Annotated in this window: 21 protein-coding genes and 1 pseudogene; 17 read left to right on the forward strand and 5 right to left on the reverse strand. The window is 75.8% G+C overall.

What is annotated here, in order from left to right; genetic code table 11:
• The first annotated feature begins 218 nt into the window (after positions 1 to 218).
• The 9 genes and pseudogenes from GTY84_RS13005 to GTY84_RS13045 all read left to right on the forward strand — a co-directional run bounded on the left by GTY84_RS13005 (position 219) and on the right by GTY84_RS13045 (position 10,804).
• Positions 219 to 2,246: a tetratricopeptide repeat protein gene (locus tag GTY84_RS13005; protein ID WP_161226363.1), complete on the forward strand. Its 2,028-nt coding sequence runs from the start codon at positions 219 to 221 to the stop codon at positions 2,244 to 2,246.
• Positions 2,247 to 2,389: 143 nt separating this feature from the next.
• The gene (ald, locus tag GTY84_RS13010; RefSeq protein ID WP_161226525.1) at positions 2,390 to 3,505 is read left to right on the forward strand and encodes an alanine dehydrogenase; all 1,116 of its coding nucleotides are present in this window, start codon (positions 2,390 to 2,392) and stop codon (positions 3,503 to 3,505) included.
• Between the two features lie 437 nt (positions 3,506 to 3,942).
• The gene (locus GTY84_RS13015; protein WP_161226364.1) at positions 3,943 to 5,070 is read left to right on the forward strand and encodes a ParA family protein; all 1,128 of its coding nucleotides are present in this window, start codon (positions 3,943 to 3,945) and stop codon (positions 5,068 to 5,070) included.
• On the forward strand, positions 5,055 to 5,630 hold the full coding sequence (locus GTY84_RS13020) for a hypothetical protein (RefSeq protein ID WP_161226365.1): 576 nt from the start codon (positions 5,055 to 5,057) through the stop codon (positions 5,628 to 5,630). Before GTY84_RS13015 ends, GTY84_RS13020 begins: the two co-directional genes overlap by 16 nt.
• A 19-nt stretch (positions 5,631 to 5,649) precedes the next feature.
• Positions 5,650 to 6,858, forward strand: a pseudogene (locus GTY84_RS13025) (segregation/condensation protein A); the annotation flags it as partial.
• A gap of 113 nt (positions 6,859 to 6,971) precedes the next feature.
• On the forward strand, positions 6,972 to 7,670 hold the full coding sequence (gene scpB / locus GTY84_RS13030) for an SMC-Scp complex subunit ScpB (protein ID WP_202551062.1): 699 nt from the start codon (positions 6,972 to 6,974) through the stop codon (positions 7,668 to 7,670).
• Positions 7,670 to 8,737 carry a pseudouridine synthase gene (locus GTY84_RS13035; protein ID WP_161226367.1) on the forward strand — a complete coding sequence of 356 codons (1,068 nt, stop codon included), beginning with the start codon at positions 7,670 to 7,672 and terminating at the stop codon, positions 8,735 to 8,737. The genes scpB and GTY84_RS13035 overlap by 1 nt, the downstream gene beginning before the upstream one ends.
• Before the next feature lie 316 nt (positions 8,738 to 9,053).
• On the forward strand, positions 9,054 to 9,788 hold the full coding sequence (locus GTY84_RS13040) for an NUDIX domain-containing protein (protein ID WP_161226527.1): 735 nt from the start codon (positions 9,054 to 9,056) through the stop codon (positions 9,786 to 9,788).
• On the forward strand, positions 9,785 to 10,804 hold the full coding sequence (locus GTY84_RS13045) for an ADP-ribosylglycohydrolase family protein (protein WP_161226368.1): 1,020 nt from the start codon (positions 9,785 to 9,787) through the stop codon (positions 10,802 to 10,804). The genes GTY84_RS13040 and GTY84_RS13045 overlap by 4 nt, the downstream gene beginning before the upstream one ends.
• Positions 10,805 to 10,862: 58 nt before the next feature.
• On the opposite strand, the gene GTY84_RS13050 is transcribed toward GTY84_RS13045, so the two are convergent.
• The gene (locus tag GTY84_RS13050) at positions 10,863 to 11,624 is read right to left on the reverse strand and encodes a nucleotidyltransferase domain-containing protein (RefSeq protein WP_161226369.1); all 762 of its coding nucleotides are present in this window, start codon (positions 11,622 to 11,624) and stop codon (positions 10,863 to 10,865) included.
• A 338-nt stretch (positions 11,625 to 11,962) separates the two neighbouring features.
• Here GTY84_RS13050 and aroH point away from each other — a divergent pair, with 338 nt between their 5' ends.
• The 5 genes from aroH (at position 11,963) to der (ending at position 16,481) form a co-directional block, all read left to right on the forward strand.
• Positions 11,963 to 12,325 (forward strand): chorismate mutase, encoded by a 363-nt coding sequence (gene aroH, locus GTY84_RS13055; RefSeq protein ID WP_161226370.1) that lies wholly within the window; start codon positions 11,963 to 11,965, stop codon positions 12,323 to 12,325.
• Entirely contained in the window at positions 12,322 to 13,407 is a 1,086-nt protein-coding gene (locus GTY84_RS13060; RefSeq protein ID WP_161226371.1) for a prephenate dehydrogenase, read from the forward strand. The genes aroH and GTY84_RS13060 overlap by 4 nt, the downstream gene beginning before the upstream one ends.
• Positions 13,408 to 13,516: 109 nt before the next feature.
• Positions 13,517 to 14,212, forward strand: coding sequence for a (d)CMP kinase (gene cmk, locus GTY84_RS13065; protein WP_161226372.1), 696 nt, complete (start codon positions 13,517 to 13,519; stop codon positions 14,210 to 14,212).
• A gap of 128 nt (positions 14,213 to 14,340) precedes the next feature.
• Positions 14,341 to 14,928 carry a lysophospholipid acyltransferase family protein gene (locus GTY84_RS13070; RefSeq protein ID WP_161226528.1) on the forward strand — a complete coding sequence of 196 codons (588 nt, stop codon included), beginning with the start codon at positions 14,341 to 14,343 and terminating at the stop codon, positions 14,926 to 14,928.
• A gap of 74 nt (positions 14,929 to 15,002) precedes the next feature.
• Positions 15,003 to 16,481: a ribosome biogenesis GTPase Der gene (der, locus tag GTY84_RS13075; RefSeq protein ID WP_161226373.1), complete on the forward strand. Its 1,479-nt coding sequence runs from the start codon at positions 15,003 to 15,005 to the stop codon at positions 16,479 to 16,481.
• Between the two features lie 95 nt (positions 16,482 to 16,576).
• Here the strand turns inward: der and GTY84_RS13080 are convergent, their stop codons facing one another.
• Positions 16,577 to 16,891, reverse strand: coding sequence for a hypothetical protein (locus GTY84_RS13080; RefSeq protein ID WP_161226374.1), 315 nt, complete (start codon positions 16,889 to 16,891; stop codon positions 16,577 to 16,579).
• Between the two features lie 550 nt (positions 16,892 to 17,441).
• On the reverse strand, positions 17,442 to 18,242 hold the full coding sequence (locus GTY84_RS13085; RefSeq protein ID WP_161226375.1) for a hypothetical protein: 801 nt from the start codon (positions 18,240 to 18,242) through the stop codon (positions 17,442 to 17,444).
• Positions 18,243 to 18,674: 432 nt separating this feature from the next.
• On the opposite strand from GTY84_RS13085, the gene GTY84_RS13090 reads away from it, so the two are divergent.
• On the forward strand, positions 18,675 to 19,469 hold the full coding sequence (locus tag GTY84_RS13090; RefSeq protein ID WP_161226376.1) for a hypothetical protein: 795 nt from the start codon (positions 18,675 to 18,677) through the stop codon (positions 19,467 to 19,469).
• 409 nt (positions 19,470 to 19,878) lie between these two features.
• Entirely contained in the window at positions 19,879 to 20,094 is a 216-nt protein-coding gene (locus GTY84_RS13095; RefSeq protein WP_161226377.1) for an I78 family peptidase inhibitor, read from the forward strand.
• 66 nt (positions 20,095 to 20,160) lie between these two features.
• Here the strand turns inward: GTY84_RS13095 and GTY84_RS13100 are convergent, their stop codons facing one another.
• Positions 20,161 to 21,225: a phosphatase PAP2 family protein gene (locus tag GTY84_RS13100; protein WP_161226378.1), complete on the reverse strand. Its 1,065-nt coding sequence runs from the start codon at positions 21,223 to 21,225 to the stop codon at positions 20,161 to 20,163.
• A gap of 312 nt (positions 21,226 to 21,537) precedes the next feature.
• On the reverse strand, positions 21,538 to 22,716 hold the full coding sequence (locus tag GTY84_RS13105; RefSeq protein ID WP_161226379.1) for a glycosyltransferase family 39 protein: 1,179 nt from the start codon (positions 22,714 to 22,716) through the stop codon (positions 21,538 to 21,540).
• 657 nt (positions 22,717 to 23,373) lie between these two features.
• On the opposite strand from GTY84_RS13105, the gene GTY84_RS13110 reads away from it, so the two are divergent.
• Positions 23,374 to 24,972 (forward strand): MFS transporter, encoded by a 1,599-nt coding sequence (locus GTY84_RS13110; RefSeq protein WP_161226381.1) that lies wholly within the window; start codon positions 23,374 to 23,376, stop codon positions 24,970 to 24,972.
• Positions 24,973 to 25,019 lie beyond the last annotated feature (47 nt).

Consider the following 25,019-nt stretch of genomic DNA (forward strand, 5'->3'; position numbering starts at 1 on the left):
CTCCGGCCGCGCGTCCCGGTGCCGGGGCCGGTCCGGGCCGTCCGGCGGGGGCCGCGGGGCCATCCGGCCCAGTGAAGGTGTGACGATCCGCTGATCCGATCAGGGGATGTGTCCGCCGCGCTCCGCACGGGACGTAGCAGAGCGTGAACTAGGCTCGGAAACCGCCCGTACGGGGTTCCGGCGGGCGCCGGAGCGCGGTGGGATCGGGAGTGTGGCCCGTGACGGATCAGGCGGTGGACACGGAGGCCGTACGGCTGACCGACGACATGTCCGGGGGGGACGGCTTCCTCGGCCGGGTGCGGGAGCTGAAGGAGCTGCGCGCCGACATCGAGCGCGCCGGCCTGGACACCCTCTCCGGCCGCAAGGCCCCCCGCGCCCGCGTGCTGCTGATCGCCGGGCGCCCCGGCTCCGGCCGCAGCGCGCTCGCCGGGGAACTCGCCGCCCGCGTCGCCGACCGCTACCCCGACGGGGTGCTGCGCGCCCGGCTCAGCGAACCCGACGGCACCCGCGTCCCGGTCGAACGCCTCGCCCGGGACCTGCTCACCGCCCTGGACCGCCCCGCCCCGCCCGGGGCCGGGGAAGAGGACCTGACCGCCGCCCTGCGCGAGGCCCTCGACGGCCGCCGGGCGCTGCTCCTGCTGGACGACGCGGCCGACGCCGAACAGGTCGACGCGCTGCTCCCGGACGCCCCCGACTGCCTCGTCGTCGCCGTCGCCCGGGGCCCGCTCACCGGCATCGCGGACGTGCGGCCCTGCACGCTCGGCGGCCTGGACACCAAGTCGGCCGTCCGGCTGCTCTCCCGGCACGCCGGCTCCGTCCGCGTCACCGTCGACCCGCGCGCCGCCGAGCACCTGGCCGAGATCTGCCAGGGCCAGCCCGCCGCCCTGACCCTGGCGGGCGGCTGGCTCGCCGCCCGCCCCCAGGCGGCCGTCGCCGACCTCGCCAAGCACCTGAACGCCGAGCCCGACGAGGGGGACCCGCTCGGCCGGGTCCTCGGCCTGGTGCACGCCTCCCTGCCCGGCTCCGCCGCCCGGATGCTGCGCCTGCTCTCCCTCGCCCCGGCCGGACTGGTCGACCCGCACACCGCCTCCGCGCTCGCCGGGTGCTCGGTCAACGGCGCCCGCGTCCTCCTGGACGACCTCGTCGCCCTCGGCGCGCTGCGCCGGGCCGACTCCCCGCTGCCCGAGTACGAGGTCCCCGGCTGCCTGCACGCCCGGCTCGCCGCGCTCGCCGCCGCCCACGAGCGGCCCGCCGAGCTGCAACTGGCCCGCGCCCGCATGCTGGAGCGCACCGTGCGGCTGCTGATGTCCTGCCGGGCGATCACCGAGACCGACAGCCCGCAGGCCCGGGAGAAGCTCCTCGGGATGCCCCGGGCGCTGCGCTTCCCCACCCCCCGGGCCGCCGCCGAGTGGCTGCGGCTGCGCCGGCCCGCCCTGCTGGCCTCGGCCCGCCTCGCGGTCGCCGACGGCGAGCTGGACACGCTCGCCCGGCGGTTGATGTCCCAGCTCGTGCGGGCCGTGGTCGCCCATGTCGGCACCCGGGCCGCCGCGGCCGACCTGTACGGGGTGCACCGCCTGGTCCTCGACGTGGCCGAGCGGCGCGACCTGCCCCGGGAGAAGGCCGCCGCCCTGCTGAACCTCGCCGACCTGGACGCCCGCACCGGCCGCACCGCCGAGGCCCTGACCCGCTACCGGGCCGCCCTGGACGCCGGGCGCGAGGCGCACGACCCGTACGCGACGGGCCGCGCCATGGAGTCGGTGGGCGGCGCCCATCTGGAGCTGGGGGACTACGACCGGGCCGCCGACTGGTTCGGCCGGGCCCTCGCCCAGCGGCTCGCCCGCGACGAGCGCGCCGACGCCGCCCGGGTCTACGGCCGCATCGCCACCGCCCACACCTACGCGGGCCGCTACGGCGAGGCGCAGCGCAACTGGCGGGCGGCGGTGGCCGGGCACCGCAGGGCGGGCGACGTCGCCGCCCACGCGCGGGCGCTGAGCGAGCTGGCCCGGGTCCAGGAGTACGCGGGCCGCCCCGAGGAGTCCCTGCAGACCTGCCAGGAGGCGGTCGAATGGGCGCGCCGGGCCGAGGACACCCGGCTCCAGGCGGCGCTGCGGCTCAGGCTGGCCGACACCCTGGAGCGACTCGGTGATCCCGCGGCGGCCGGACTGCACCGGGGGGCCGCGGATCGTTTGCTGAGGGAGAATCCGGCAGAAGCCTGCGAATTCCGCAGTGCGTCCGATGAAGTTTGATGCTTTGAAAGGCTGGACAGCGGGAACACCTTCATTAGACTGGATCTGCCGCACGTTCTCCTGCGGTATCTCCTGGTGTGCCCGATTATGGACGGGTACGCCCTGCAAGAGCCCCACCCTCTGAGCCAAGGACCGTGATCCACGTGAAGGTCGGCATTCCCCGCGAGGTCAAGAACAACGAGTTCCGGGTGGCCATCACCCCCGCCGGCGTGCACGAGCTCGTGCGCCACGGTCACCAGGTCGTCGTCGAGCACGACGCGGGCGTCGGCTCCTCGATCCCCGACACCGAGTACGTCGCCGCCGGCGCGGAGATACTCGCCACCGCGGACGAGGTCTGGGCCGCCGCGGACCTCGTGCTGAAGGTCAAGGAGCCCATCGCGGAGGAGTACCACCGCCTCCGCAAGGACCAGACCCTCTTCACCTATCTGCACCTGGCGGCCTCCAGGGAGTGCACGGACGCCCTCCTGGCCTCCGGCACCACCGCCATCGCCTACGAGACCGTCGAGCTGCCCAGTCGCGCCCTGCCGCTGCTGGCCCCGATGTCCGAGGTCGCGGGCCGCCTCGCCCCGCAGGTCGGCGCCTACCACCTGATGGCGGCCAACGGCGGGCGCGGCGTGCTCCCCGGCGGCGTCCCCGGCGTCCTGGCCGGCCGCGCCGTCGTCATCGGCGGCGGTGTCTCCGGCTGGAACGCCGCGCAGATCGCCATCGGCCTGGGCTTCCACGTGACCCTGCTCGACAAGGACATCACGAAGCTCAAGGAGGCCGACAAGATCTTCGGCACGAGGATCCAGACCGTCGTCTCCAACGCCTTCGAGCTGGAGAAGGCGTGCCTGGAGGCCGACCTCGTGATCGGCGCCGTGCTGGTGCCGGGCGCCAAGGCCCCCAAGCTGGTCAGCAACGAGCTGGTGTCCCGGATGAAGGTCGGCAGTGTCCTTGTCGACATCGCGATCGACCAGGGCGGCTGCTTCGAGGACTCGCACCCGACCACCCACGCCGAGCCGACCTTCCCGGTCCACGGCTCGGTCTTCTACTGCGTCGCCAACATGCCCGGCGCGGTCCCCAACACCTCCACCTACGCGCTGACCAACGCCACGCTGCCGTACATCGTGGAGCTGGCCAACCGCGGCTGGGCCGACGCGCTGCGCCGCGACCCCGCGCTGGCCAGGGGCCTCAACACCCATGACGGCAAGGTCGTCTACAAGGAGGTCGCCGAGGCCCACGGCCTGGAGCACGTGGAGCTCGCCTCACTGCTCGCCTGAGCCCCGCCGGCGGGAGCCGTCGCGACCGCGCGGGTCGACGTATCGGCCAAGTCGACGGACACCCAAGGCGATACGTCAACCCGTGCCGTCAACCCAGCACACCCGGCCGGACCTTGCCCGACAAGGTCCGGCCGAGTGTGTGTATGGTCACTTTGCGATGCTCGGTCAACTCGCCTCGAACGCCACGGTTCGACCGATTCGCACACCGCCGAATCCTGCTGTGCGACGGTCGTACGCCCTTGACAGGGGGATGTTCCATTACCGACACATCGGGCCGGGTCCGGCGGATTGTGTTGCTGCGAACGCCCGACACGCCATAGAGTCGCGAACCGTCGGCATGGTGCCACGCTGACCTGTCCAGAAGTTCCCTGGTCACCAAGGAGGTAAGACGACTTGTGAATAAGTCGACATTTACTCCCGGGGGTGGTCAACCAGGGATGACCGCACGGGCCGAGGCCCCCGGGCGTCTTGAGGCCGTCGGCTCCGTCGCTGTACGCACCTTCGCAGCCCACCAGAGTCCGCAGGCAACTCGGACAGCACACATGAGCTTGGATGGCCAACACGTGAACGCCATGGCCGGCGACGGAAGTGGCGCGCCCCGCAACCACTTCGCCGACTACGACGAACTGCCCCAGGGGCACTTCTACGATCCGGACGCGGAGTACGAGCCCGATCCCGAGTACGCGGCGACGCTCGCTCCCGACGCGGCCCGGCAGCGCCGGGAGCGCGTCGGTCCGACCGGACGCCCGCTGCCGTACTTCCCGATCCCGGGCCCGCTGAACGAGCACGGCCCCGCGAAGATCATCGCGATGTGCAACCAGAAGGGCGGCGTCGGCAAGACCACGTCGACCATCAACCTGGGTGCCGCGCTCGCCGAGTACGGCCGCCGGGTGCTGCTCGTCGACTTCGACCCGCAGGGCGCGCTCTCGGTCGGTCTCGGCGTCAACCCGATGGAACTCGACCTCACCGTCTACAACCTGCTCATGGAGCGGGGCATGGCGGCCGACGAGGTGCTGCTGAAGACCGCGGTCCCCAACATGGACCTGCTGCCCAGCAACATCGACCTGTCGGCGGCCGAGGTGCAGCTCGTGAGCGAGGTCGCGCGCGAGTCCACCCTCCAGCGGGCGCTCAAGCCGCTGATGGACGACTACGACTTCATCGTCATCGACTGCCAGCCCTCGCTGGGCCTGCTCACGGTCAACGCGCTGACCGCCGCGCACAAGGTGATCGTGCCGCTGGAGTGCGAGTTCTTCGCGCTGCGCGGCGTGGCGCTGCTGACGGAGACCATCGAGAAGGTCCAGGAGCGGCTCAACCCCGACCTGGAGCTGGACGGCATCCTCGCCACGATGTACGACTCGCGCACGGTGCACAGCCGCGAGGTGCTGGCGCGGGTCGTCGAGGCCTTCGACGACCACGTCTACCACACGGTCATCGGGCGCACGGTCCGCTTCCCGGAGACCACGGTCGCCGGTGAGCCGATCACCACCTACGCCTCCAACTCCGTCGGTGCCGCCGCCTACCGCCAGCTCGCCAGGGAGGTGCTCGCCCGGTGTCACGCCGAGTGAGTCTGCCGGGTGCCGACGAACTCTTCCGTACGACAGGCGGGACGGCGCTCCAGTCGTCCACCCCGCGCCGGCCGCCGGGCGGCGGCGAGGCCCGGATCCCCGGGCCGGCCGGGGAGAACGACCCGGCCGCCGCCGAGGACGCGCCGCAGTCGGTGCCCGCGCAGGGCGGCGACGGCGGGGGCCCGGAGCACGCCCCGGCGGCCGACGCCGAGCAGGGCGCGGCCGGTGAGCCGCACAGCCGGGCCGCGGAGCGCGCCGCGCGGGCCGTCGGGCGCGGCCCGGGAGCGCAGCAGGAGGCGCCCGCCGCCCAGCCCCGCAAGCGCGGCCGGGCCGCCGCGCGCCGCCCCAGCGGCCGGGAGCGCCACGACGAGAAGATCACCGTCTATGTCTCCGCCGAGGAGCTGATGGACCTGGAGCACGCCCGCCTGGTGCTCCGCGGCGAGCACGGGCTCGCCGTCGACCGGGGCCGGATCGTCCGCGAGGCGGTCGCCGTGGTCCTCGCCGACCTGGAGACCCGCGGCGAGGCCAGCATCCTCGTACGGCGGCTGCGCGGGCGGTAGCGGGTAGCCTGCCAGGGCCATGCCCGCGAACCACACCCCCCGCCGCCCCCTGGGCCGGGGTCCCCGCACCCCATCACCGCCCCCCACCGGGGCGCCGCCGCCCGGACCGCCGGGCACCACCGGGACGCGGACCGCGGAGCCCGCCTCCGGTCCGCGGAGCGCCGGACCGGGCGCGGCGGGACCCGGCCCCGGGGCCGCGGAACCCCCCGCGCCACCCCCGTCGCCCGCCCCGGGACCCGGCCGAGCGCCGCGGGCCGCCGAAGGGCCGTCCGCGGCGGCACCGGCCCCCGGGACGCCGCCAGGCGCCGCTCCCGGGACGCCCACCGGCCCGGCCGGGGACGGCGACGGGGAGCACGGGGCCGACGGGGAGCCCGGCGCGGCCGGCGGTCCGGTGCCCGGCGGTGCCGGAACGGCGGACGCGGAGCCGGAAGGGGCGCCGAGCGCCGAGGGCGTCTTCACGGTGCGGCTGGCCAACTTCGAGGGGCCGTTCGACCTGCTGCTCCAGCTGATCGCCAAGCACCGGATGGATGTCACCGAGGTCGCCCTGTCCCGGGTGACCGACGAGTTCATGGCGCACATCCGGGCGCGGGGCCCGGACTGGGACCTGGACGAGACGACCGAGTTCCTGGTCGTCGCCGCCACCCTGCTCGACCTCAAGGCGGCCCGGCTGCTGCCCGCCGCCGAGGTGGAGGACGAGGCCGACCTCGCCCTGCTGGAGGCCCGCGACCTGCTCTTCGCTCGGCTGCTCGAGTACCGCGCCTTCAAGCGGATCGCGGAGATCTTCGCCGAGCGGCTCGACGCCGAGGCCCGCCGCCACCCCCGCACCGTCGGCCTGGAGCCGCACCACGCCGAGCTGCTGCCCGAGGTCGTCCTGACCATCGGGCCCGAGGGACTCGCCCGGCTCGCCGTGACGGCGACGCGGCCCCGGCCCGAGCCGCAGGTGTACGTCGACCACATCCACGCGCCCCTGGTGAGCGTGCGGGAGCAGGCCGGTGTCGTCGTGGCCCGGCTGCGCGAGCTGGGCGAGGCGAGCTTCCGGGACCTGGTGGAGGACACCGACGACACCCTGACCGTGGTGGCCCGCTTCCTGGCGCTGCTGGAGCTGTACCGGGAGCGGGCCGTCGCCCTGGACCAGGAGACCGCCCTCGGCGACCTGCTGGTCCGCTGGACCGGCGGGGACCGGGACACCGTGCCGCTGGTCACCGACGAGTTCGACCGGCCGCCGGAGGAGCGCGCCCCCGCCGCCCCGGGCGGCCCGGGGGACCATGGGGGAGGGCCGGGGACGGCGCGGGACCGGGAGACGGCACGGGACCACCAGGGGACGACGGAGGACGGCACGGCATGAACGAAGCGGCTGAGGTGAGCGACGGCACGGGCCGGGCACCCGGCACCCCGCCCGGCGTCGCGGACCTCGACCTGGGGCCCGCCCTGGAGGCCGTCCTCATGGTCGTCGACGAGCCCGCCACCGAGGAGCACCTGGCCCGGGTCCTCCAGCGGCCCCGGCGGTCCGTCGCGGACGCGCTGCGCGCCCTGGCCGACGAGTACACCGCCCAGGGCCGGGGCTTCGAGCTGCGGCGGATCGCGGGCGGCTGGCGCCTCTCCACCCGGTCCGAGTACGCCGCCGCCGTCGAGGGCTTCGTCCTGGACGGCCAGCAGGCCCGGCTCACGCAGGCGGCCCTGGAGACCCTCGCGGTGGTCGCCTACCGCCAGCCGGTCAGCCGCGGCCGCGTCTCGGCGGTGCGCGGGGTGAACTGCGACGGCGTGATGCGGACCCTCCTCCAGCGGGGGCTGGTGCGGGAGGCGGGCACGGAACCCGAAACAGGTGCGATCCTGTACGTGACGACGAACCACTTCCTGGAGCGGCTGGGCCTGCGGGACCTGGACGAGCTACCGGACCTCGCGCCCTTCCTCCCGGAGGCGGCGGCGGTCGAGGCCGAGAGCCAGGAGGGCGTGCCGTCGTTCGACCCGGACGCGCCCGACGCGGACGACGCCGACCCGGCGAGCACGACCCACACGAACACGACGACGACGGAAATCTGATGCGAAGCAGCGGCAGCGGCAAGAGCGGCGGGCGCGGGAACTACCGCGGCGCCGGCAACAGCAGGGACCAGAAGCAGGGGCAGGGCCAGGGCCGCCCCCGCAAGCCCCGCCCGGAGGAGCGCCGCTACGACGTCGGTCCCGGCGCCTCCGCCGAGGGCCCGAAGTCGGGGCGCGGGGGGGCCGCGCGCGGCGGGGCCAAGGGCGGGCCGAAGAGGCCCCAGCAGCACGGGCGCAGCGCCCCGGCCACCTCCCGCGAGTACGAGACGCGGGCGGAGGAGCGCAACCGCGAGCGGTACGCGGGCAAGAAGGAGGTCCGGCTGCCCCGGACCTTCCCGGGTGCCGAGCAGGAGGGCGAGCGCCTGCAGAAGGTCCTGGCCCGCGCCGGATACGGCTCCCGCCGGGCCTGCGAGGAGCTGATCGAGCAGGCGAGGGTCGAGATCAACGGCGAGATCGTGCTGGAGCAGGGCCGCCGCGTCGACCCGGAGAAGGACGAGGTCAAGGTCGACGGCCTGACCGTGGCGACCCAGTCGTACCAGTTCTTCTCGCTGAACAAGCCCGCCGGAGTGGTGTCCACCATGGAGGACCCGGAGGGCCGCCAGTGCCTCGGTGACTACGTCACCAACCGGGAGACCCGCCTCTTCCACGTCGGACGGCTCGACACCGAGACCGAGGGCGTCATCCTGCTCACCAACCACGGCGAGCTGGCCCACCGGCTGACCCACCCCCGGTACGGGGTGCGCAAGACGTATCTGGCGCACATCGTCGGGCCCATCCCGCGCGACCTCGGCAAGCGGCTCAAGGACGGCATCCAGCTGGAGGACGGGTACGCGCGCGCGGACCACTTCCGGGTGGTGGAGCAGACCGGCCGGAACTACCTCGTCGAGGTCACCCTGCACGAGGGCCGCAAGCACATCGTCCGCCGGATGCTGGCGGAGGCGGGCTTCCCCGTCGACAAGCTGGTGCGCACCGGCTTCGGGCCGATCACCCTGGGCGACCAGAAGTCCGGCTGGCTGCGCCGGCTCTCCAACACGGAGGTCGGGATGCTGATGCAGGAGGTCGAGCTCTAGTACTCCAGGGCCTGTCCGACGACTGCCGTCGTCGCCCGCGGGGCGGCCGCGCGGTGTCAGGTCCGTGCTCCCGGCGCGCCGGCCCCGTGCCTTCGTACGTGGACGTACCCAGGGCCGGTGCGCGGCGGGAGTGCGTGCATCGCGTCGTGAGGCGGGCGGGGAGTCTGTCGGACAGGCCCCGGGCCCCAGGCCGCTCCGCCGCCCGCGCGAAGCCGGAGCCCGGCGGTCCGCGGGGCCGCACGGGCGGTGCCCGGGGTTGTGGCGACCGGCCACCCCCTTTTATAGTCCAAGTGACTCTTAAAGGGGGTGGCCGGTCCTGCTCGGCTACGACAAGCACGCCCACGAACCCTTCGCCGTCACCGCCGACCTCGCCGTCCTCACGCTCCGCGCGGGCGCCCTGCACGTGCTGCTCGTCGAGCGCGGACAGGAGCCCTACGCCGGCCGCTGGGCCCTGCCCGGCGGCTTCCTGCTGCCCGACGAGTCCGCCGAGACCGCCGCCCGCCGCGAACTGGCCGAGGAGACCGGCCTCGCGGACGCGGCCGGACCGCACCTGGAGCAGGTGCGCACCTACAGCGACCCCGGCCGCGACCCCCGGATGCGCGTCGTCTCCGTGGCCTTCGCGGCCCTGCTGCCCGCCCCGCCCGGCCGGCCCCCCGCCGAACCGCGCGCCGCCACCGACGCGGCCGACGCCCGCTGGGTGCCCTACGAGCGGGCCCGCGGCCTCGCCTTCGACCACGACCGTATCCTGGCCGACGCCCGCGCCAGGGTCGGCGCCGTACTGGAACACACCCCCCTGGCCGCCGCCTGCTGCCCGCCCGAGTTCACCCTCGGCGAGCTGCGGCAGGTCTACGAGGCCGTGTGGGGCACCACGCTGGACCGGGCCAACTTCCGCCGCAAGGTCCTCGCCACCCCCGGCTTCGTCGAGCCCGTCCCCGGCGCCGCCCGGCTGACCGGCGGCCGGGGCAAGCCCGCCGCCCTGTACCGCGCCGGGCCCGCCACCGCCCTCCACCCGCCCCTGTCGCGCGCCCCCCGGGAAGGACACCCCGCATGACCACGACCACCGCCACCCGGCGCGCCACCGGAGCGCTCCTCGGACTCGCCCTCGGCGACGCGCTGGGCTTCCCCACCGAGTTCCACGACGTGCCCACGATCCTCGCCGGGTTCGGCCCCTGGCGGGAGAGGGAGCTGCCGCTTCCCGCCGTCGTCTCCGACGACACCCAGATGACCCTCGCCCTCGGCCGCGCCCTGCGCGCCGCCACGGAACGGGGACCGCTCGGCCCCCGGGAACTGGAGGGCCCGCTGCGAAGGGAGTTCACGGACTGGTACCGCTCGCCCGAGAACGACCGGGCCCCCGGCACCACCTGCCTGGGGGCCTGCGCGCTCCTGGAGGACGGGGACCGCCGCTGGCAGGACGCCTCCCGGATCGGCTCCAAGGGCTGCGGCGCCAACATGCGCGTCGCCCCCCTCGGACTCCTCCCCGGCCTCGGCGACGAACAGCGCGCGGGCGCCGCCCAGTTCCAGGCCGCGCTCACCCACGGCCACCCCACCGCGCTGGCCGCCTCCGACCTCACCGCCCGCGCCGTGCTCCTCCTCGCGCGGGGGACCGCCCCCGGCGCGCTCCCCGGACTGCTGCGCGCCCACGCCCTGGAGCAGCGCACCCGCTACCACGAGGAGTGGCTCGGGGACCTCTGGACCCGCGCCGGGGACACCGGGCCGGGGGAGTTCATCGCCCGCGGCTGGGACGAGTGCCTGGCCGCCCTCGACCGCCTCGGGCACGCCCTGCGCACCGCCTCCCCCGAGACCGACCCGTGCCTCGCGGTCGGGGAGGGCTGGATCGCCGAGGAGGCGCTGGCCGCCGGGCTGCTCTGCTTCCTGCTCCTCCCCGACGAGCCGCTGACCGCCCTGCGCCGCGCCGCCTGCACCTCGGGCGACTCCGACTCCATCGCCTGCCTCGCGGGGGCGTTCGCGGGCGCGCACCTCGGCGCCGGCGCCTGGCCGCGGGAGTGGGCGGACAGCGTGGAGTACCGCGCCGGTCTGCTCTCCCTCGGCGCCCTCTGGGACAACTGAGCCCGCGTCCGCTCCGGCGGGCGCCGGGCGCCCGGTCCGCCGGACCGGCCCGGGGGCGTCAGCCCCGCCCGCCGTCCCGCACGGCCTCCTCGTAGGGATCGGGCAGTGCCGCCGAGGCGCGGCGGACGCGGACCAGGAAGTCCTCCACGCGCCGCCGGTCCGGCTCCTCCGGCAGCGGGCCGCGCCGCGCCGCCTCCTCGCACTCCTCCACCAGCCGGTCCAGCCGGGCCGACACCTCCGCCCACGGCACCTCGCCGCGCCGCACCGCGAGCAGCGCCTCGCGCCGGTCGCCCACGCGGACCTCCAGGGTGCCGGTGCGCAGCAGGTCGCGGGCGCTCGCCAGCAGCCTCAGCAGGTGCATCGCGTGCTTCCAGCGCGGGGCCCCGTGCGCCCGCACGGCGGCGTCCAGCCGGCGGCGCCGGCCGTCCGCGAACCGCAGGAACGACGTCCGCACCCCGCGGGAGAGGAACGCGCCGCGCAGGTCGAGCAGTTCGCGTCCGGTGGCGTCGGCGTACTCCACGAGCGGGGAGTACAGGCACTCCAGGACGTTCGGGTCGGCGCGCAGGGCCAGCTCGCAGAAGCGCTCCAGCTCCCAGCCGAACTGCTCCTCGGCCGGGCCCTCCAAGTGCGTCGGAGGCTTCTCGAACCGCCAGAACAGCGGGGCCGGCGCGAGGAACACGCCCCGGCGGTCGGTGTCGCTGTCCTCCGTCGCCAGACCGAAGGCCCGCGAGCCCATCACACAGGAGTACACCGTGTGGTCGCGCACCAGCGACGCGGGCGTGACCGGGACACGTCGGGTTTCGAGGGGCGCCGGGACCATGCCCGGAGCCTACGCGGCCCGCCGCCGCGCGGCCCGGCCTTTTCCGCCCGCCCCCGGGCGCCGCGTCCCGGCGGACCGCGCCCGGCGGCACGGCCCCGCTGACGGGCCCCGGTGCCTGTCCGACCGCTGCCGTCGTCGCCCGTGGGGCGGCCGCGCGGTGTCAGGTGCGTGCTCCCGGCGCGCCGGCCACGGGCCTTCGTGCTCGGACGTACCCGGGGCCGGGGGCGGTGTGCGACGGGAGCGCGTGCACGGCTTCGTGAGGCGGACGGGAATCGTCGGACAGGCCTTAGGGTGGTGCGGGTCAGCAGCCGGAGCAGACGCAGCGAGGAGCGAACACCGTGGCGGTACGAGCGGTCCGGGGCGCCGTCCAACTGGACCGGGACGAGGCCGGGCACATGGCCGAGCGGGTCGCCGCCCTGCTGACCGCCCTGATCGAGCGCAACGGGCTGGCCGCCGACGACCTGATCAGCGTGTGGTTCACCGCCACCCCCGACCTGCGCAGCGACTTCCCCGCCGCCGCGGCCCGGGGCATCGGCATTGTCGACGTGCCGCTGATATGCGCCCAGGAACTGGCCGTCGAGGGCGCCATGCCCCGCGTCGTGCGCATCCTCGCCCACATCGAGTCGGACCGGCCGCGCGCCGACATCGCCCACGTCTACCTCGGCGCCGCCGCGGCCCTGCGCAAGGACATCGCCCAGTGAGAACCGCCCTCGTCATCGGCACCGGTCTGATCGGCACCTCCGCCGCCCTCGCCCTGGCCCGGCGCGGGGTCACCGTGCACCTCGCCGACCACGATCCGGAGCAGGCCCGCACCGCCGCCGCGCTCGGTGCCGGCACCCAGGAGCCGCCGGACGGCCCCGTCGACCTCGCCGTCGCCGCCGCCCCGCCCGCCCTGGTCGCCGGGGTGCTCGCGGAGGCCATGGAGCGCGGCGCCGCCCGCGGCTACATCGACGTGGCCAGCGTCAAGGGCGGCCCCCGGCGCGAACTGGAGGCCCGGGGCCTGGACCTCACCGCCTACCTCGGCACCCACCCCATGTCCGGGCGCGAGAAGTCCGGCCCGCTGGCCGCCACCGCCGACCTCTTCGAGGGCCGCCCCTGGGTGCTCACCCCCACCCGGGACACCGACACCGAGGTGCTCAACCTCGCCCTGGAACTCGTCTCCCACTGCCGCGCCGTGCCGGTCGTCATGGACGCCGACGCCCACGACCGCGCCGTGGCCCTCGTCTCCCACATGCCGCATCTGGTCTCCAGCACCGTCGCCGCCCGCCTGGAGCACGCCGAGGAGGCCGCCGTACGGCTCTGCGGCCAGGGCATCCGCGACGTCACCCGGATCGCCGCCTCCGACCCCCGGATGTGGATCGACATCCTCGCCGCCAACCCCGGCCCGGTGGCCGACCTGCTCGGCCAGGTCGCCGCCGACCTGGAGGAGACGGTGCGGGCCCTGCGCGCCCTGCAGTCCTCCGACGCCGGGGAGCGCCGCGAGGGCGGCGCCGGCATCGAGGCGGTCCTGCGGCGCGGCAACGCCGGACAGGTCCGGGTCCCCGGCAAGCACGGCAGCGCCCCCCACGCCTACGAGACCGTCGCGGTGCTCATCGACGACCAGCCCGGCCAGCTCGCCCGGATCTTCGCCGACGCGGAGCGGGCCGGCGTCAACGTCGAGGACGTGCGCATCGAGCACGCCTCCGGTCAGGAGGCCGGCCTGGTGCAGCTCATGGTGGAGCCGCGGGCCGTGCCCGTCCTCACGGCGGCCCTGCGGGAACGGGGCTGGGCCCTGCGCCGGTGAGCCCGCGCCGTACGGCTGTCGGAGCGGCCCCGGGGAGCCAGTAACCTTGTGCGGGGCGTCTTCCCGCCCCGCACGACCCCGCACCGCACCGCACCAGGAAGGTGTCCCCGTGGAATACGGCGCCGCCCCGACCGCCCCGGCCGTGATTGTCGCCATCGACGGCCCCTCCGGGACGGGCAAGTCGAGCACCTCGAAGGCCGTCGCCGCCCGGCTCGGCCTGAGCTACCTGGACACCGGCGCCCAGTACCGGGCGATCACCTGGTGGATGGTGACCAACGGCATCGACACCGACGACCCCCGTGCCATAGCGGCCGCCGCCGGCAAGGCGGAGATCGTCTCGGGCACCGACCCGGCGGCCCCCTCCATCACCGTCGACGGCGTGGACGTGGCCGGCCCGATCCGCACCCAGGAGGTCACCTCCCGGGTCAGCGCGGTCAGCGCCGTCCCCGAGGTGCGCACCCGGATCACCGAACTGCAGCGCGCCATCGCCGCCGGGGCCCCGGAGGGCATCGTCGTCGAGGGCCGCGACATCGGCACCACCGTCCTCCCGGACGCCGACCTGAAGATCTTCCTCACCGCCTCCGCCGAGGCCCGCGCCGCCCGCCGCAGCGGAGAGCTGAAGGGCGCCGACCTCCGGTCCACCCGCGAGGCGCTGATCAAGCGCGACGCCGCCGACTCCAGCCGGAAGACCTCGCCGCTCGCGAAGGCGGACGACGCGGTCGAGGTGGACACCACCGAGCTCACCCTCACGCAGGTCATCGAGTGCGTCGTCACCCTCGTCGAGGAGAAGCGGGCGGGGAAGTGACCCCGTCCCCCTCCCCGGCCGTCCCCGCCGGGCGGCGCCCGGCCCCCCGGAAGGACACCGCCCCCGGGCGGTCCGCGGCCCCCTCCGCCCGGGGCGCCGAGGTCGGCCGGCGCATCGGCGTCGGCCTGATGTACGGGCTCTGGAAGCCGCGGGTGCTCGGCGCCTGGCGGGTGCCCGCCCAGGGCCCGCTGATCCTCGCCGTCAACCACTCGCACAACATCGACGGCCCCATGGTCATGGGCGTGGCGCCCCGGCCGACGCACTTCCTGATCAAGAAGGAGGCGTTCGTCGGACCGCTCGGCCGCTTCCTGACCGGCATCGGCCAGCTCCAGGTCGACCGCAGCTCCGCCGACCGCACGGCCATCGCCCGCGCCCTCGGGGTCCTGGAGGCCGGGGGCGTACTGGGCATATTCCCGGAGGGCACCCGGGGCGAGGGGGACTTCGCCTCGCTGCGCGCCGGGCTGGCCTACTTCGCGGTCCGCAGCGGCGCCCCGATCGTCCCGGTCGCCGTCCTGGGAAGCTCCGGCACCCCCGGACGGTTGACCAGGGCACTGCCCCCGCTGCGCTCCCGCGTCGACGTCGTCTTCGGCGATCCCTTCACCGCGGGCGACGGCAGCGGGCGGCGCACGCGCAAGGCGCTGGACGAGGCCACCGAACGCATCCGCGAGCGGCTCACCGCGCACCTGGAAAACGCCGGGCGCCTCACCGGGCGCTAGGCGACACTGAGTAGTGGAACACCCGTTGAACAGGGCGTTCCACCGATCACCACGATGAACGAGGTACGGACTTCATGAACGACGACATCCACTCCGAGGGCTCGGGCGAGGAGCACGACCACGGGGCGCTTGGCGACGCCGAATACGCGCGGTTCATGGAGCTCGCCGCGGACGAGGGCTTCGACCTGGAGGAGGTCGAGGGTGCGATCGAGGAGGCCGGGCACGGCCCGCTGCCCGTCCTCGCCGTCGTCGGCCGCCCCAATGTCGGCAAGTCGACCCTGGTGAACCGGATCATCGGCCGCCGCGAGGCGGTCGTCGAGGACCGGCCCGGCGTCACCCGCGACCGCGTCACCTACGAGGCCGAGTGGGCCGGGCGCCGCTTCAAGGTCGTCGACACCGGCGGCTGGGAGCAGGACGTCCTGGGCATCGACGCCTCCGTGGCCGCGCAGGCCGAGTACGCCATCGAGGCCGCCGACGCGGTCGTCTTCGTGGTGGACGCCAAGGTCGGCGCCACCGACACCGACGAGGCCGTCGTCCGGCTGCTGCGCAAGGCGGGCAAGCCCGTGGTGCTGTGCGCCAACAAGGTCGACGGCGCCAGCGGCGAGGCGGACGCCTCCTACCTGTGGTCGCTGGGCCTGGGCGAGCCGCATCCGGTCTCCGCGCTGCACGGCCGGGGCACCGGCGACATGCTCGACAAGGTCCTGGAGGCCCTTCCCGAGGCCCCGGCGCAGACCTTCGGCTCGGCGGTCGGAGGCCCCCGCCGGATCGCCCTGATCGGCCGGCCCAACGTGGGCAAGTCCTCGCTGCTGAACAAGGTCGCGGGCGAGGAGCGGGTCGTCGTCAACGAGCTGGCCGGCACCACCCGCGACCCGGTCGACGAGCTGATCGAACTCGGCGGGCGGACGTGGAAGTTCGTCGACACGGCCGGCATTCGCAAGCGCGTCCACCTCCAGCAGGGCGCCGACTACTACGCCTCGCTGCGCACCGCCGCCGCCGTCGAGAAGGCGGAGGTCGCCGTCGTCCTCATCGACGCCGCCGAGTCGATCTCCGTGCAGGACCAGCGGATCGTCACCATGGCCGTCGACGCGGGCCGCGCGCTGGTCCTCGCCTTCAACAAGTGGGACACCCTCGACGAGGAGCGCCGCTACTACCTGGAGCGGGAGATCGAGACCGAGCTGGGCCAGGTCGCGTGGGCGCCGCGGGTGAACGTCTCGGCGCAGACCGGCCGGCACATGGAGAAGCTGGTCCCGGCGATCGAGACGGCCCTCGCGGGCTGGGAGACCCGGGTCCCGACCGGGCGGCTCAACGCCTTCCTCGGTGAGCTGGTCGCCGCCCACCCGCACCCGGTGCGGGGCGGCAAGCAGCCGCGCATCCTCTTCGGCACCCAGGCGGGCACCAAGCCGCCGCGGTTCGTGCTCTTCGCCTCCGGCTTCATCGAGGCGGGCTACCGGCGCTTCATCGAGCGCCGTCTGCGCGAGGAGTTCGGCTTCGAGGGGACGCCGATCCACCTCTCGGTGCGGGTGCGCGAGAAGCGCGGCGCGAAGAAGAAGTAGCTCCGGGACACCGCGCGGCCCCGGGCCGCGCGGCGCGGGCACGGGAGGAGGGGCCGCCCCGCCGGGGCGGCCCCTCCTCCCGTTGCCCCGGGCGGTCAGATCCCCCGGCGGGGGGCCGGGGGCAGCGCGGCCGGGACGTGCCGGGCCCCGGGGGCGTGCGGGGCCAGATAGCCGACGCGCTGCCACGGCGACGGCTGGCCGAGCCGGGCGCTGTGGGAGCCCGCGCTGTAGGCGCTGTAGGCACCGGGGCCGCGGGACATGGTCCCGAACGCGGTGAACTCCAGGTCCTCCTCGCCACTGCGGTCGCCGGGCAGCGAGCGGAAGGCCCTCACGTACTCGGCGCAGAGCGCGTCGAAGATCGGCGTGGCCGAGGGGCCACCGTGGCGTCGGAATGACTCGTATGCGTGCACGTATGTCCAAACGACCCCGAACCGGAAGGGATGCGGCCGGACGGGAGCCGTGAGGCGGGGGCGGGGGCGGTCCGGGGGCGCCCGGGGCACGGGGGAGTGCGCCGCGGCCACTGGGGCCCGTGTCCACGGGAGGGGGCGGACGCGGGCCCCCGGCGGGTTCGGGGCGGGACGGGCGGACCCGCCGGGGTGCCGGACGCCCCTTGGCCGTGCGCGCCGGGGGCGGACGGCCGGCTGAGTCCGGGTTCCGCGGGGAACGGGTGCCCCCGCGGGTTCTCGTGTCACGCAGGGGCGGGTGCGGGGGCGGGACCCGGAGAGCCGGGTGAGGGATCGGGCTGATCGGGCGGCGGGCCGGGCCGACCGGGCGGGGGCCGTCCGGGTGGGGCCGGGCCCGCCTGGACGGTGAGGCGGGACCCGGCAGGGGTGGGCCCGGTGGACCGCCGGGCTCGGCCCGGGAAGGGGCAGGTGGGCCGCCGGGCTCGGCCGGGGAAGCGGCAGGCCCGGCAGGGCCCGGCGGACGGGCCGGAGGAGACGGGGCCCTCGTGGGGCCGGGTCAGGTGCCCGCCAGCGGCAGGGCCGCCGCCACCAGCCGTCCGTTCGCCGCCGCCTTGTCCAGCGCGTCCCTCAGCAGGTCCTCGCGCGGCTGGCGCCCGATGCTGCCGACCGGGGCCGCGTACATCAGCACCTGCTGCTGCTTGTTGGCCGCCGTGCGCCAGCCCTCGGTGACCTGGAGCGGCTGGTGCGCCTGCCACCACGCCACCGGCCTGCCCCCGTTCACCCCCGGCTGGAGCACCGCGTGCAACTGGCCCATGGCGAGCAGCACCGACCAGCCGTGCAGCACCGCCGGGGTGGTGGACAGGTCGGCCGCCGGGGCGAAGCCCTGCTCCCTCAGCAGCGGCAGGAACTCGTCGCCGGGACCGGTGGTGCCCGGCCGCGCGATCGGGCCGGTCGGCTCCACGACCAGGGCCGGGTGCAGCTCCCCGGCGATCAGCACCAGGCCGCTGGTCACCCCGAGCACGGCCTGCTCGGGGACGGCCTGCTCCGGCACGGCCCGCGGCGGCTCCGGACGGTCGGCGCCGTCGGCGCTGATGGACCGCACCGCGCCCTGGAGCTGCTCCTCGGTGACCTTGACGACCTGCGAGGGCAGGCAGCCGGCGTGGGCGAAGGCGAGGACGGCGGTCTCGTCGCCGATGAACAGAACGGTGCTGGTGCGCTCCTGCTCGCAGTCGCCCGGGGTGCGGCAGGAGGTGCAGTCGTAGCTTCCCGGGGCGGATTCCCCGGCGAGCAGGCGGTCGGCTTCTTCGTCGCCGATCTCGGCGCGTACCTCGTCGCTGACGTCGAGCATGCGCGGCACGGGTGGCTCCCTCGGGATGTGGTGCGTGACCGGACCGGGTGGCTCCCGGCCCGGAGCCGGGGCGGTCCCCGGCTCACACAGAGGACAACGGGCGACCGGTGGCGGGAGTCACGCCCCGGCGTGAACGCGATCCCGGCGGCGGCCCCCGGCCCCGGCCGCCCGGAGGGACACCGCGCGGGGCCGCGCATCCCTGTGCCCCCAAGGCCCCCGGGCCGGAATCACGGCCCGGGGGCCCTCGCTCCGGGGAGTCGACAAATCAGGAAATCAGCGAAGGAACGGTGTGGCCGAAAGTGGCTGATACTGGAGGTAACGGTGAGGAGCGCGCGTACCGATCTGTCGGTCGTGACCACATCGCAACCGGTTCGGGACAACCCGGGGGTCCGGTTCCGGGTCTGAACGTACGAGGAGAAGACCGAGGAGGAATCGCACCGCATGACGCCGACGCCCCCGCTGCGCGCCGACTGCACAGCCGATTCCGCGGGTGGTCTCACCTTCGACGTCGCCGCCCGGGAGGGCGGTGACACGGCCCATCTGGTGCTGCGCCGCCGGGACGGCGACGACGAGGTGGGCCTGCCGCTGGTCCCCGTGGCCGAGGACCGGCTGCGGGCCGCGCTGCCCAGCAGCGTCGCCCTGCCCGAGGGCCGCTGGGACGCCTACGCCCGGCTGGCCGACGGCGAGCCCCTGCGCCTGCTGCCCGGTGTCACCGACCTCAGCTCCCTCGCCGACCGCGCCCCCAGCGGGCTGCTCGGCCACGTCGCCGTCCGCATCCCGTACGCCACCCGTCGGGGCAACCTCACCGTCCGGAGCTGGCTGCGCGCCCCGCACGCCGAGACGGACGGGCCCCGCCCCGCAGACGGCGGGCTGACCGTGCGCGGCCGGGTCTACGGCACCGAACTGGCCCCCGGGGCCGCCTACGCCGAGCTGCGCCGCCGTCCGGACGCGGGCGGGGCGGGCCTCCGGCGGCTCGACGTGGCCGCCGACCGGACGGAGTTCCGCCTCGACGTGGACTACGGGACCCTCGAACCCGGGGTGTGGGACCTCTGGCTGCGTCCCGCCGGGGAGGCCGGCCCCGCCGTGAGGGTGGCCCGGCTGCTGGACGACGTCGCGGACAAGCAGCCCGTCTTCAGCTTCCCCCGGGCCCGGGTGACCACCCCGCACGGCGCTCTGGAGGCCGTCCCGCACTACACCTGGGACAACGACCTGTCGGTGTCGGTCACCGCCCTGTGAGGGGGGCGGGCTCCGCGCGAAGCCCGCACCCGCCCCTCGGGCCGGCCGCCTTCCCGGTCCTCCCGGGGGGGAACCCCGCCGGGGCGGGGAATGGACGGGCGCCGCAGGTATTTCCTGTGCGGGTGCCCGATTCCGGAGTGTTCGTTCGAACCATCGCGCGCGGAATGCGCGGCCCCGCCGAATCGTTTCCCGGGCTCTTTTCCGTCCATGTATTCGAGGGGTGGTCCGGTCGTTCGGAAATACCTCGGCCATGCCTCCTGAAGAGGGAGCGATACGCCCGTCCGGGTGGCCGGGGGCGACCGGAAGCCGTGTCGTGATCCTGTGACAGAAGTGTGACCGGAGGGCGATGCGCACCCCGTGTCACCGGTCCGGGCTTCCCCGCCGCCGGGCCAGGGCCTAGCGTGGCCGTATGGCACCGATACCGACACCCCCGGCCGAACCCCGGGACAGTCCGGACGCGTACGTCGGCCTCGCCTCCGGCGCCGCGGAGCGCCGCGCGCGGGAACGGGGGTGGTCGTCGGTCCGGTCGTTGCCGCCGGGCGCGGTCATCACCATGGAGTACCGGGTGGGGCGGCTCAACTTCGAGGTACGGGACGGCCGCGTGGTCCGCGCCTGGAAGGGCTGACCGCCGCCCGCGGGGCCGCGGCACCGGGCCCCGGCGCCCATCGGCCCGCGCCCCGGCGTCCGGCGCTCAGCCGCCCGAGAGGTGGCGCGCGGCGGGTGCCGCGCTGCGCGGGTGCCGGTCCGCGTGCGGCGGACGGCGGCTCCCCGCCGGGGTGACCGGCGTGCGGTCCGGACGGCTCGTGTGCGGGCCCGGGGCCAGGTAGACGGGCGCCCACGCCACCCGCTGGGCGCCGACCGGCTCGGGCTCCGGCGCGGCGGGGCGCGCCCCCGGGTCCGCTCCTGACGGGGGGTGCGGCGCGGGGGACTCCGGCCGTGCGGACGCGGCGGCGGCCGCCGGGGCGGCGGACGGCCCCCGGGCCGGGGTCCGCCGCCGGTGGCGGGCGAACCAGCGGTCGCGCACCCCCAGGATCCACGCCTCGGCGCGGGAGATCAGCGGCTCGAACCACGGCAGGGCCAGCAGGATCAGCAGCCCCGCCGTCCAGCCCAGGAGCACGTCGCTCAGCCAGTGCGTACCGAGGTACACGGTCGACATCCCGACTCCGAGCGAGGTGATCGCCGACAGGGCGGACAGCCAGCGCCGGGCCCTCGGGGTCGAGGCCAGATAGGCCAGGATGCCCCAGGTCACGACGGCGTTCGCGGTGTGACCGCTCGGAAATATATCGCCGCCGCCGCCCATCTCGTTCGAGCCGATGGTGGTCGCGTAGTGCGGCCCGAGCCGCCCCATGCCGATCTTGGCGGCGCCCACGGTGACGTTCAGCAGCAGCAGCGAGGCGCCGAGCGCGAGCAGCGGGCGCAGGGTGTGCTGCCGCCAGGAGCGCCAGCCGAGCCACGCCGCGACCATCACGGCCGTGGGGCCGCGCTGGCCCAGCACCACGTAGTAGTCGACGAACGCGTGGATCTCCGGCCACTGCTGGTAGGGCCGGAAGAACATGACCTGCCAGTCGAGCCGGACCAGCCAGGAGGTGATCTGCACGGCCCAGACGATCGCGAGGTAGAAGGCGAGGGTCGCGGCGAACAGCACGGTCCGGTGCCGGCTCATCGACGGCACCGCGAGGTGGACCGGTCGTTCCGACTCCCGGTCCAGTCTCGCGAACACCCGGTCCAGCCGGGTGGGCTTCCGTTCGGTACGCACCCAATCGACGTTACAGCGAGTGAGGAGTGAACCCCGACGAATCAACGGCTTTGTGATGACGATGTGATGTGGGATTGCTCTCAGGGGGCGCCCTATTCTCCGTGAATGCGCGGGCGTGGCCGGAGTGGGCTTCAATTCCTTTGATCGGCCCGGACGACGGGTTTATCGTGCTTTTAAAATTCGTTCACCGAATACTGGTGCGGAATTTCCCCGCCGCTCACGGCGCCCGCCGGGCCGCCGGCGTCACCGGGACCCGCGGCGCCCGGGACCCCCGGGGTGCCCGCCCCCGGTCCGCCGGGGTGTCGCCCCCGGTCAGGGCGGCCCGGACCCGTTCAGCCAGAACGCCCCGTACACCGCCGACACCGCCGCGGCGCCGCCCACCACCAGCGCCGCCCGCGGGACGCGCGCCCCGGCCAGGGCCACGGCCAGGGGCAGCAGCAGCGGGAACGCCGGCAGCAGCAGCCGCGGCTTCGAGCCGAAGTAGCTCGACGCGCACAGGGCCAGGACGGTCACGGTCCCGGAGTACACCAGCAGCGCGAGCGGCTGGCCCCGCCGCACACAGATCCCGAACAGCCACAGCAGCAGGCCGACCCCGGCGGTGAGCGCCGCCCCGGCCAGGGCGGAGGGGAACGAGGTGAACAGGGCCGCGGTGAAACGGGCGAAGGCCGCGCCGCCGTCGAAGCCGTTGCGCCACCCGGCCTGGACGTCGAGGTAGCCGAACGCGCCCCGCCCGGTGCGGTGGCCCACCCACAGCACGTACCCGGCGGCGCCCAGCGGGGCGAGCAGCAGCCCGGCCAGGCACCTGGCGCGGGCGCGCGTACCGGAGAGCGGCGGGTCGGCGCGGCGGGAGCCGGCGAGCGCCGCGATGCCGGCCGCCCACACCGCCGCCGTCACCGCGAGCCCCACCGGCCGGGTCAGCCCGGCCAGGGAGGCCAGGGCGCCCGCGGTCACCCAGCGCCCGGTCAGCACCGCGTACAGCGACCAGGCCGCGAGCGCGGTGAACAGCGACTCGCTGTACGCCATCGACTGCACGATCCCGACCGGCAGCACCGCCCAGAGCAGCACCGCGCCCACCGCCGCCCGGCCGCCGTACAGCTGCTCCGCCACCGCGAAGATCCCCCAGGCAGCCGCCAGGGAGGCGAGCAGGGAGACGACGAGGCCGGCGGTCCCGTGCGACAGCGGGGAGACCGCGGCGCCCAGCCGCTCCAGCCACGGCAGCAGCGGGAAGAACGCGAGGTCGGAGTGGACGTCCCCGTTCGGCAGCCGCACCACGCGGCCGTAGCCCCGCTCGGCGACGCCGGAGTACCACACGGAGTCCCAGCGGGCGGTGAGGAGGGTGAGGGCGCTCTTGCCGCGCGCGGCGCTCCAGCAGGCCAGCACGGCCAGCCCCAGGACGCGCACCGCCGCGTAGCCGAGGAGCGCGGGGGCGGCCCGGCGCAGCGGCCCGGGGCGGTCCGGCACCGGGGCCGGGCGCGTTTCGAGATCGATCACGCGCCCGATTATCTTCCGCGCCGGGGACGGGGCGGGTCCCCGCCCGTCCGGGGCGGGGCGTTCCCGTGCCCTCGCCCGTACGGGGCGGGGCGTGTCCCTGCCCTCGCCCGGCCGGGGGCGGACCCATCCCGCCCACGCGCTCGGCCGGGGGCGGACCATGCCGCTCACGCGCTTCGCCGGGGGCGGAGCGTTCCCGCGCACCCGCTCGGCCGGGCGCGGACCGCTTCCCGTGGCGGGCGTGGACCGCTCCGTTCGCGCGCCCGGCGGGCCGCCCGGGAGACCGGGGGGACCCCGCGCCCCGGGGACCCCGCGCCCCGGCGGCGCGCGGCCCCGGCCCCACGCCGCGCGGGCCTCGGCCCCACGGGGGCGGCGCCGGACCCTTCGGCCGGGTCACGGGCCCCGCCGCGGCCCCTCGGCAGGGTCCCCGCGTCCCGCCCCGCGCGCTCCCCGCCGGGTGGCGCGGCGGCGTGGGCCGGCCGGGGCGGGAGGGGCGTGTGAGGCCCGCCACCGTCGCCCCCGCGGGCCTCGCGTACGCTGGCGGCCCATTCGCGTTCCGTCGCACGGCCCCGGAGGCACCGCTCCTCCCGGCCGAGCCGCGGGGGAGTCCCCACCCCCGCGAGGCCCGCCGGACGCGGGGGAACATCTTGGAGGTACGCCATGTCCGGGACGCCCACGGCCGCAGCCGCGCCGCGCCGTCGGGAGGCCGGGTCCGGCGCCGATCGCTGGGTGGTCCTGGTCGTCCTCTGCGTCAGCCTGCTGCTCGTCGCGGTCGACGCCACCGTGCTGCACGTGGCGGTGCCCGCGCTCACCGAGGACCTGCGGCCCGGCTCGATCGAGCTGCTCTGGATCGTCGACGTCTATCCCCTGGTCTGCGCCTCGCTCCTGATCCTGTTCGGCACCCTGGGCGACCGGGTGGGCCGCAGGCGGGTGCTGCTCTGCGGCTACGGGCTGTTCGGCGTCGCCTCCGCCCTGGCGGCCCTCGCCGACAGCGCCCCGGTGCTGATAGTGGCCCGGGCGCTGCTCGGCATCGGCGGGGCGATGATCATGCCCGCGACGCTGTCGATCCTGCGCCAGGTCTTCCCCGACCGCCGGGAGCGGGCGCTGGCCATCGGCGTGTGGAGTGCGGTGGCCGCGGTCGGCGCGGCGGTCGGGCCGCTGCTCGGCGGCTTCCTGCTGGAGCACTTCTGGTGGGGCTCGGTCTTCCTGGTGAACATCCCGCTGATGCTGGTCAGCCTGCCGGTGGGGCGGCTGCTGCTGCCCGAGTCGACGGGCGACCGCACGGGGCCGTGGGACGTGACCGGGGCCCTGATGGCTGCTGCCGGGCTGTTCGGCGTGGTGCTCGGGGTGAAGGGGCTGGGCGGCGGCGAGGCGGTGGCGGGCCCGCTCACCCTGGTGCCGCTGGCGGCCGGTGCCGCGCTGCTGGCGGGCTTCGTGCGGCGGCAGCGGCGCCGCCCCCATCCGCTGGTGGACCTGCGCCTCTTCCGCCGTCCCGCTTTCAGCACCTCGGTCGGGTGCATCGTGCTGGCCATGCTGGCGCTGGTGGGCCTGGAGCTGATCGCGGCGCAGTACCTGCAACTGGTCCTCGGGCTCTCCCCGCTCCAGACCGGGCTGCGGCTGCTGCCGCTGACCCTCGCCGCGATGGCCGCCGGACTGGCCGGGGCGCGGCTGCTGCGGCGGTTCGGGCCGCGCCGGACGGTGTGCGCCGGGTTCTGCGTCACCGCCGCGGCGGTGGTGCTGCTGACCGCGATGGGCCGGGCGGACACCTGGGGGCTGCTGCTCGCCGGGTTCCTGCTGCTCGGCTTCGGACTGGAGACCACCCTCTTCGGCGCCTACGAGTCGATGCTGAGCGAGGCGCCGCAGGCGCAGGCCGGCGGGGCGGCGGCGATAGGGGAGACCTCGTACCAGCTGGGCGCCGGCATCGGCATCGCCCTGCTGGGGAGCGTGATGAACGCCGCGTACGCGCCCCGGCTGACCGGGGGTGTGCCCGGGGTCCCGGCGGAGGCCTCCACGGCGGGCGCGCGCTCGCTGGGGGAGGCGTACGACGTGGCGGCGCTGCTCGGCGGGCCCGCGGGGAGCGCGCTGCGCGGCGCCGCCGCGGACGCCTTCGTCCGGGGGCTGCATGTGACGCTGCTGGTCAGCGCGGGGCTGCTGCTGGCCGGGGCGGTGATGGCGCTGCGGCTGCCGCGGGCCGTGCAGGGCGAGGCGGTGGCGCTGCCCGGCCCGCGCGACCCCGCCGAGGCGGGCCTCCCGGCGTGACCGGTCCCCCGGCCGGGCGCCGGAACCGCCCGGCCGCCGGACGGCCG

This window comes from Streptomyces sp. SID8352, from assembly GCF_009862265.1.
GTDB lineage: Bacteria > Actinomycetota > Actinomycetes > Streptomycetales > Streptomycetaceae > Streptomyces.

What these genes read in the sequence shown, in the direction of transcription:
- der (WP_161226373.1), top strand. Translation starts at nt 15,003, where the DNA reads ATGAACGACGACATCCACTCCGAGGGCTCGGGCGAGGAGCACGACCAC.
- GTY84_RS13015 (WP_161226364.1), top strand. Translation starts at nt 3,943, where the DNA reads ATGACCGCACGGGCCGAGGCCCCCGGGCGTCTTGAGGCCGTCGGCTCC.
- GTY84_RS13110 (WP_161226381.1), top strand. Translation starts at nt 23,374, where the DNA reads ATGTCCGGGACGCCCACGGCCGCAGCCGCGCCGCGCCGTCGGGAGGCC.
- scpB (WP_202551062.1), top strand. Translation starts at nt 6,972, where the DNA reads ATGAACGAAGCGGCTGAGGTGAGCGACGGCACGGGCCGGGCACCCGGC.
- GTY84_RS13050 (WP_161226369.1), bottom strand. Translation starts at nt 11,624, where the DNA reads ATGGTCCCGGCGCCCCTCGAAACCCGACGTGTCCCGGTCACGCCCGCG.
- GTY84_RS13095 (WP_161226377.1), top strand. Translation starts at nt 19,879, where the DNA reads ATGGCACCGATACCGACACCCCCGGCCGAACCCCGGGACAGTCCGGAC.
- GTY84_RS13035 (WP_161226367.1), top strand. Translation starts at nt 7,670, where the DNA reads ATGCGAAGCAGCGGCAGCGGCAAGAGCGGCGGGCGCGGGAACTACCGC.
- GTY84_RS13090 (WP_161226376.1), top strand. Translation starts at nt 18,675, where the DNA reads ATGACGCCGACGCCCCCGCTGCGCGCCGACTGCACAGCCGATTCCGCG.
- GTY84_RS13070 (WP_161226528.1), top strand. Translation starts at nt 14,341, where the DNA reads ATGTACGGGCTCTGGAAGCCGCGGGTGCTCGGCGCCTGGCGGGTGCCC.
- GTY84_RS13045 (WP_161226368.1), top strand. Translation starts at nt 9,785, where the DNA reads ATGACCACGACCACCGCCACCCGGCGCGCCACCGGAGCGCTCCTCGGA.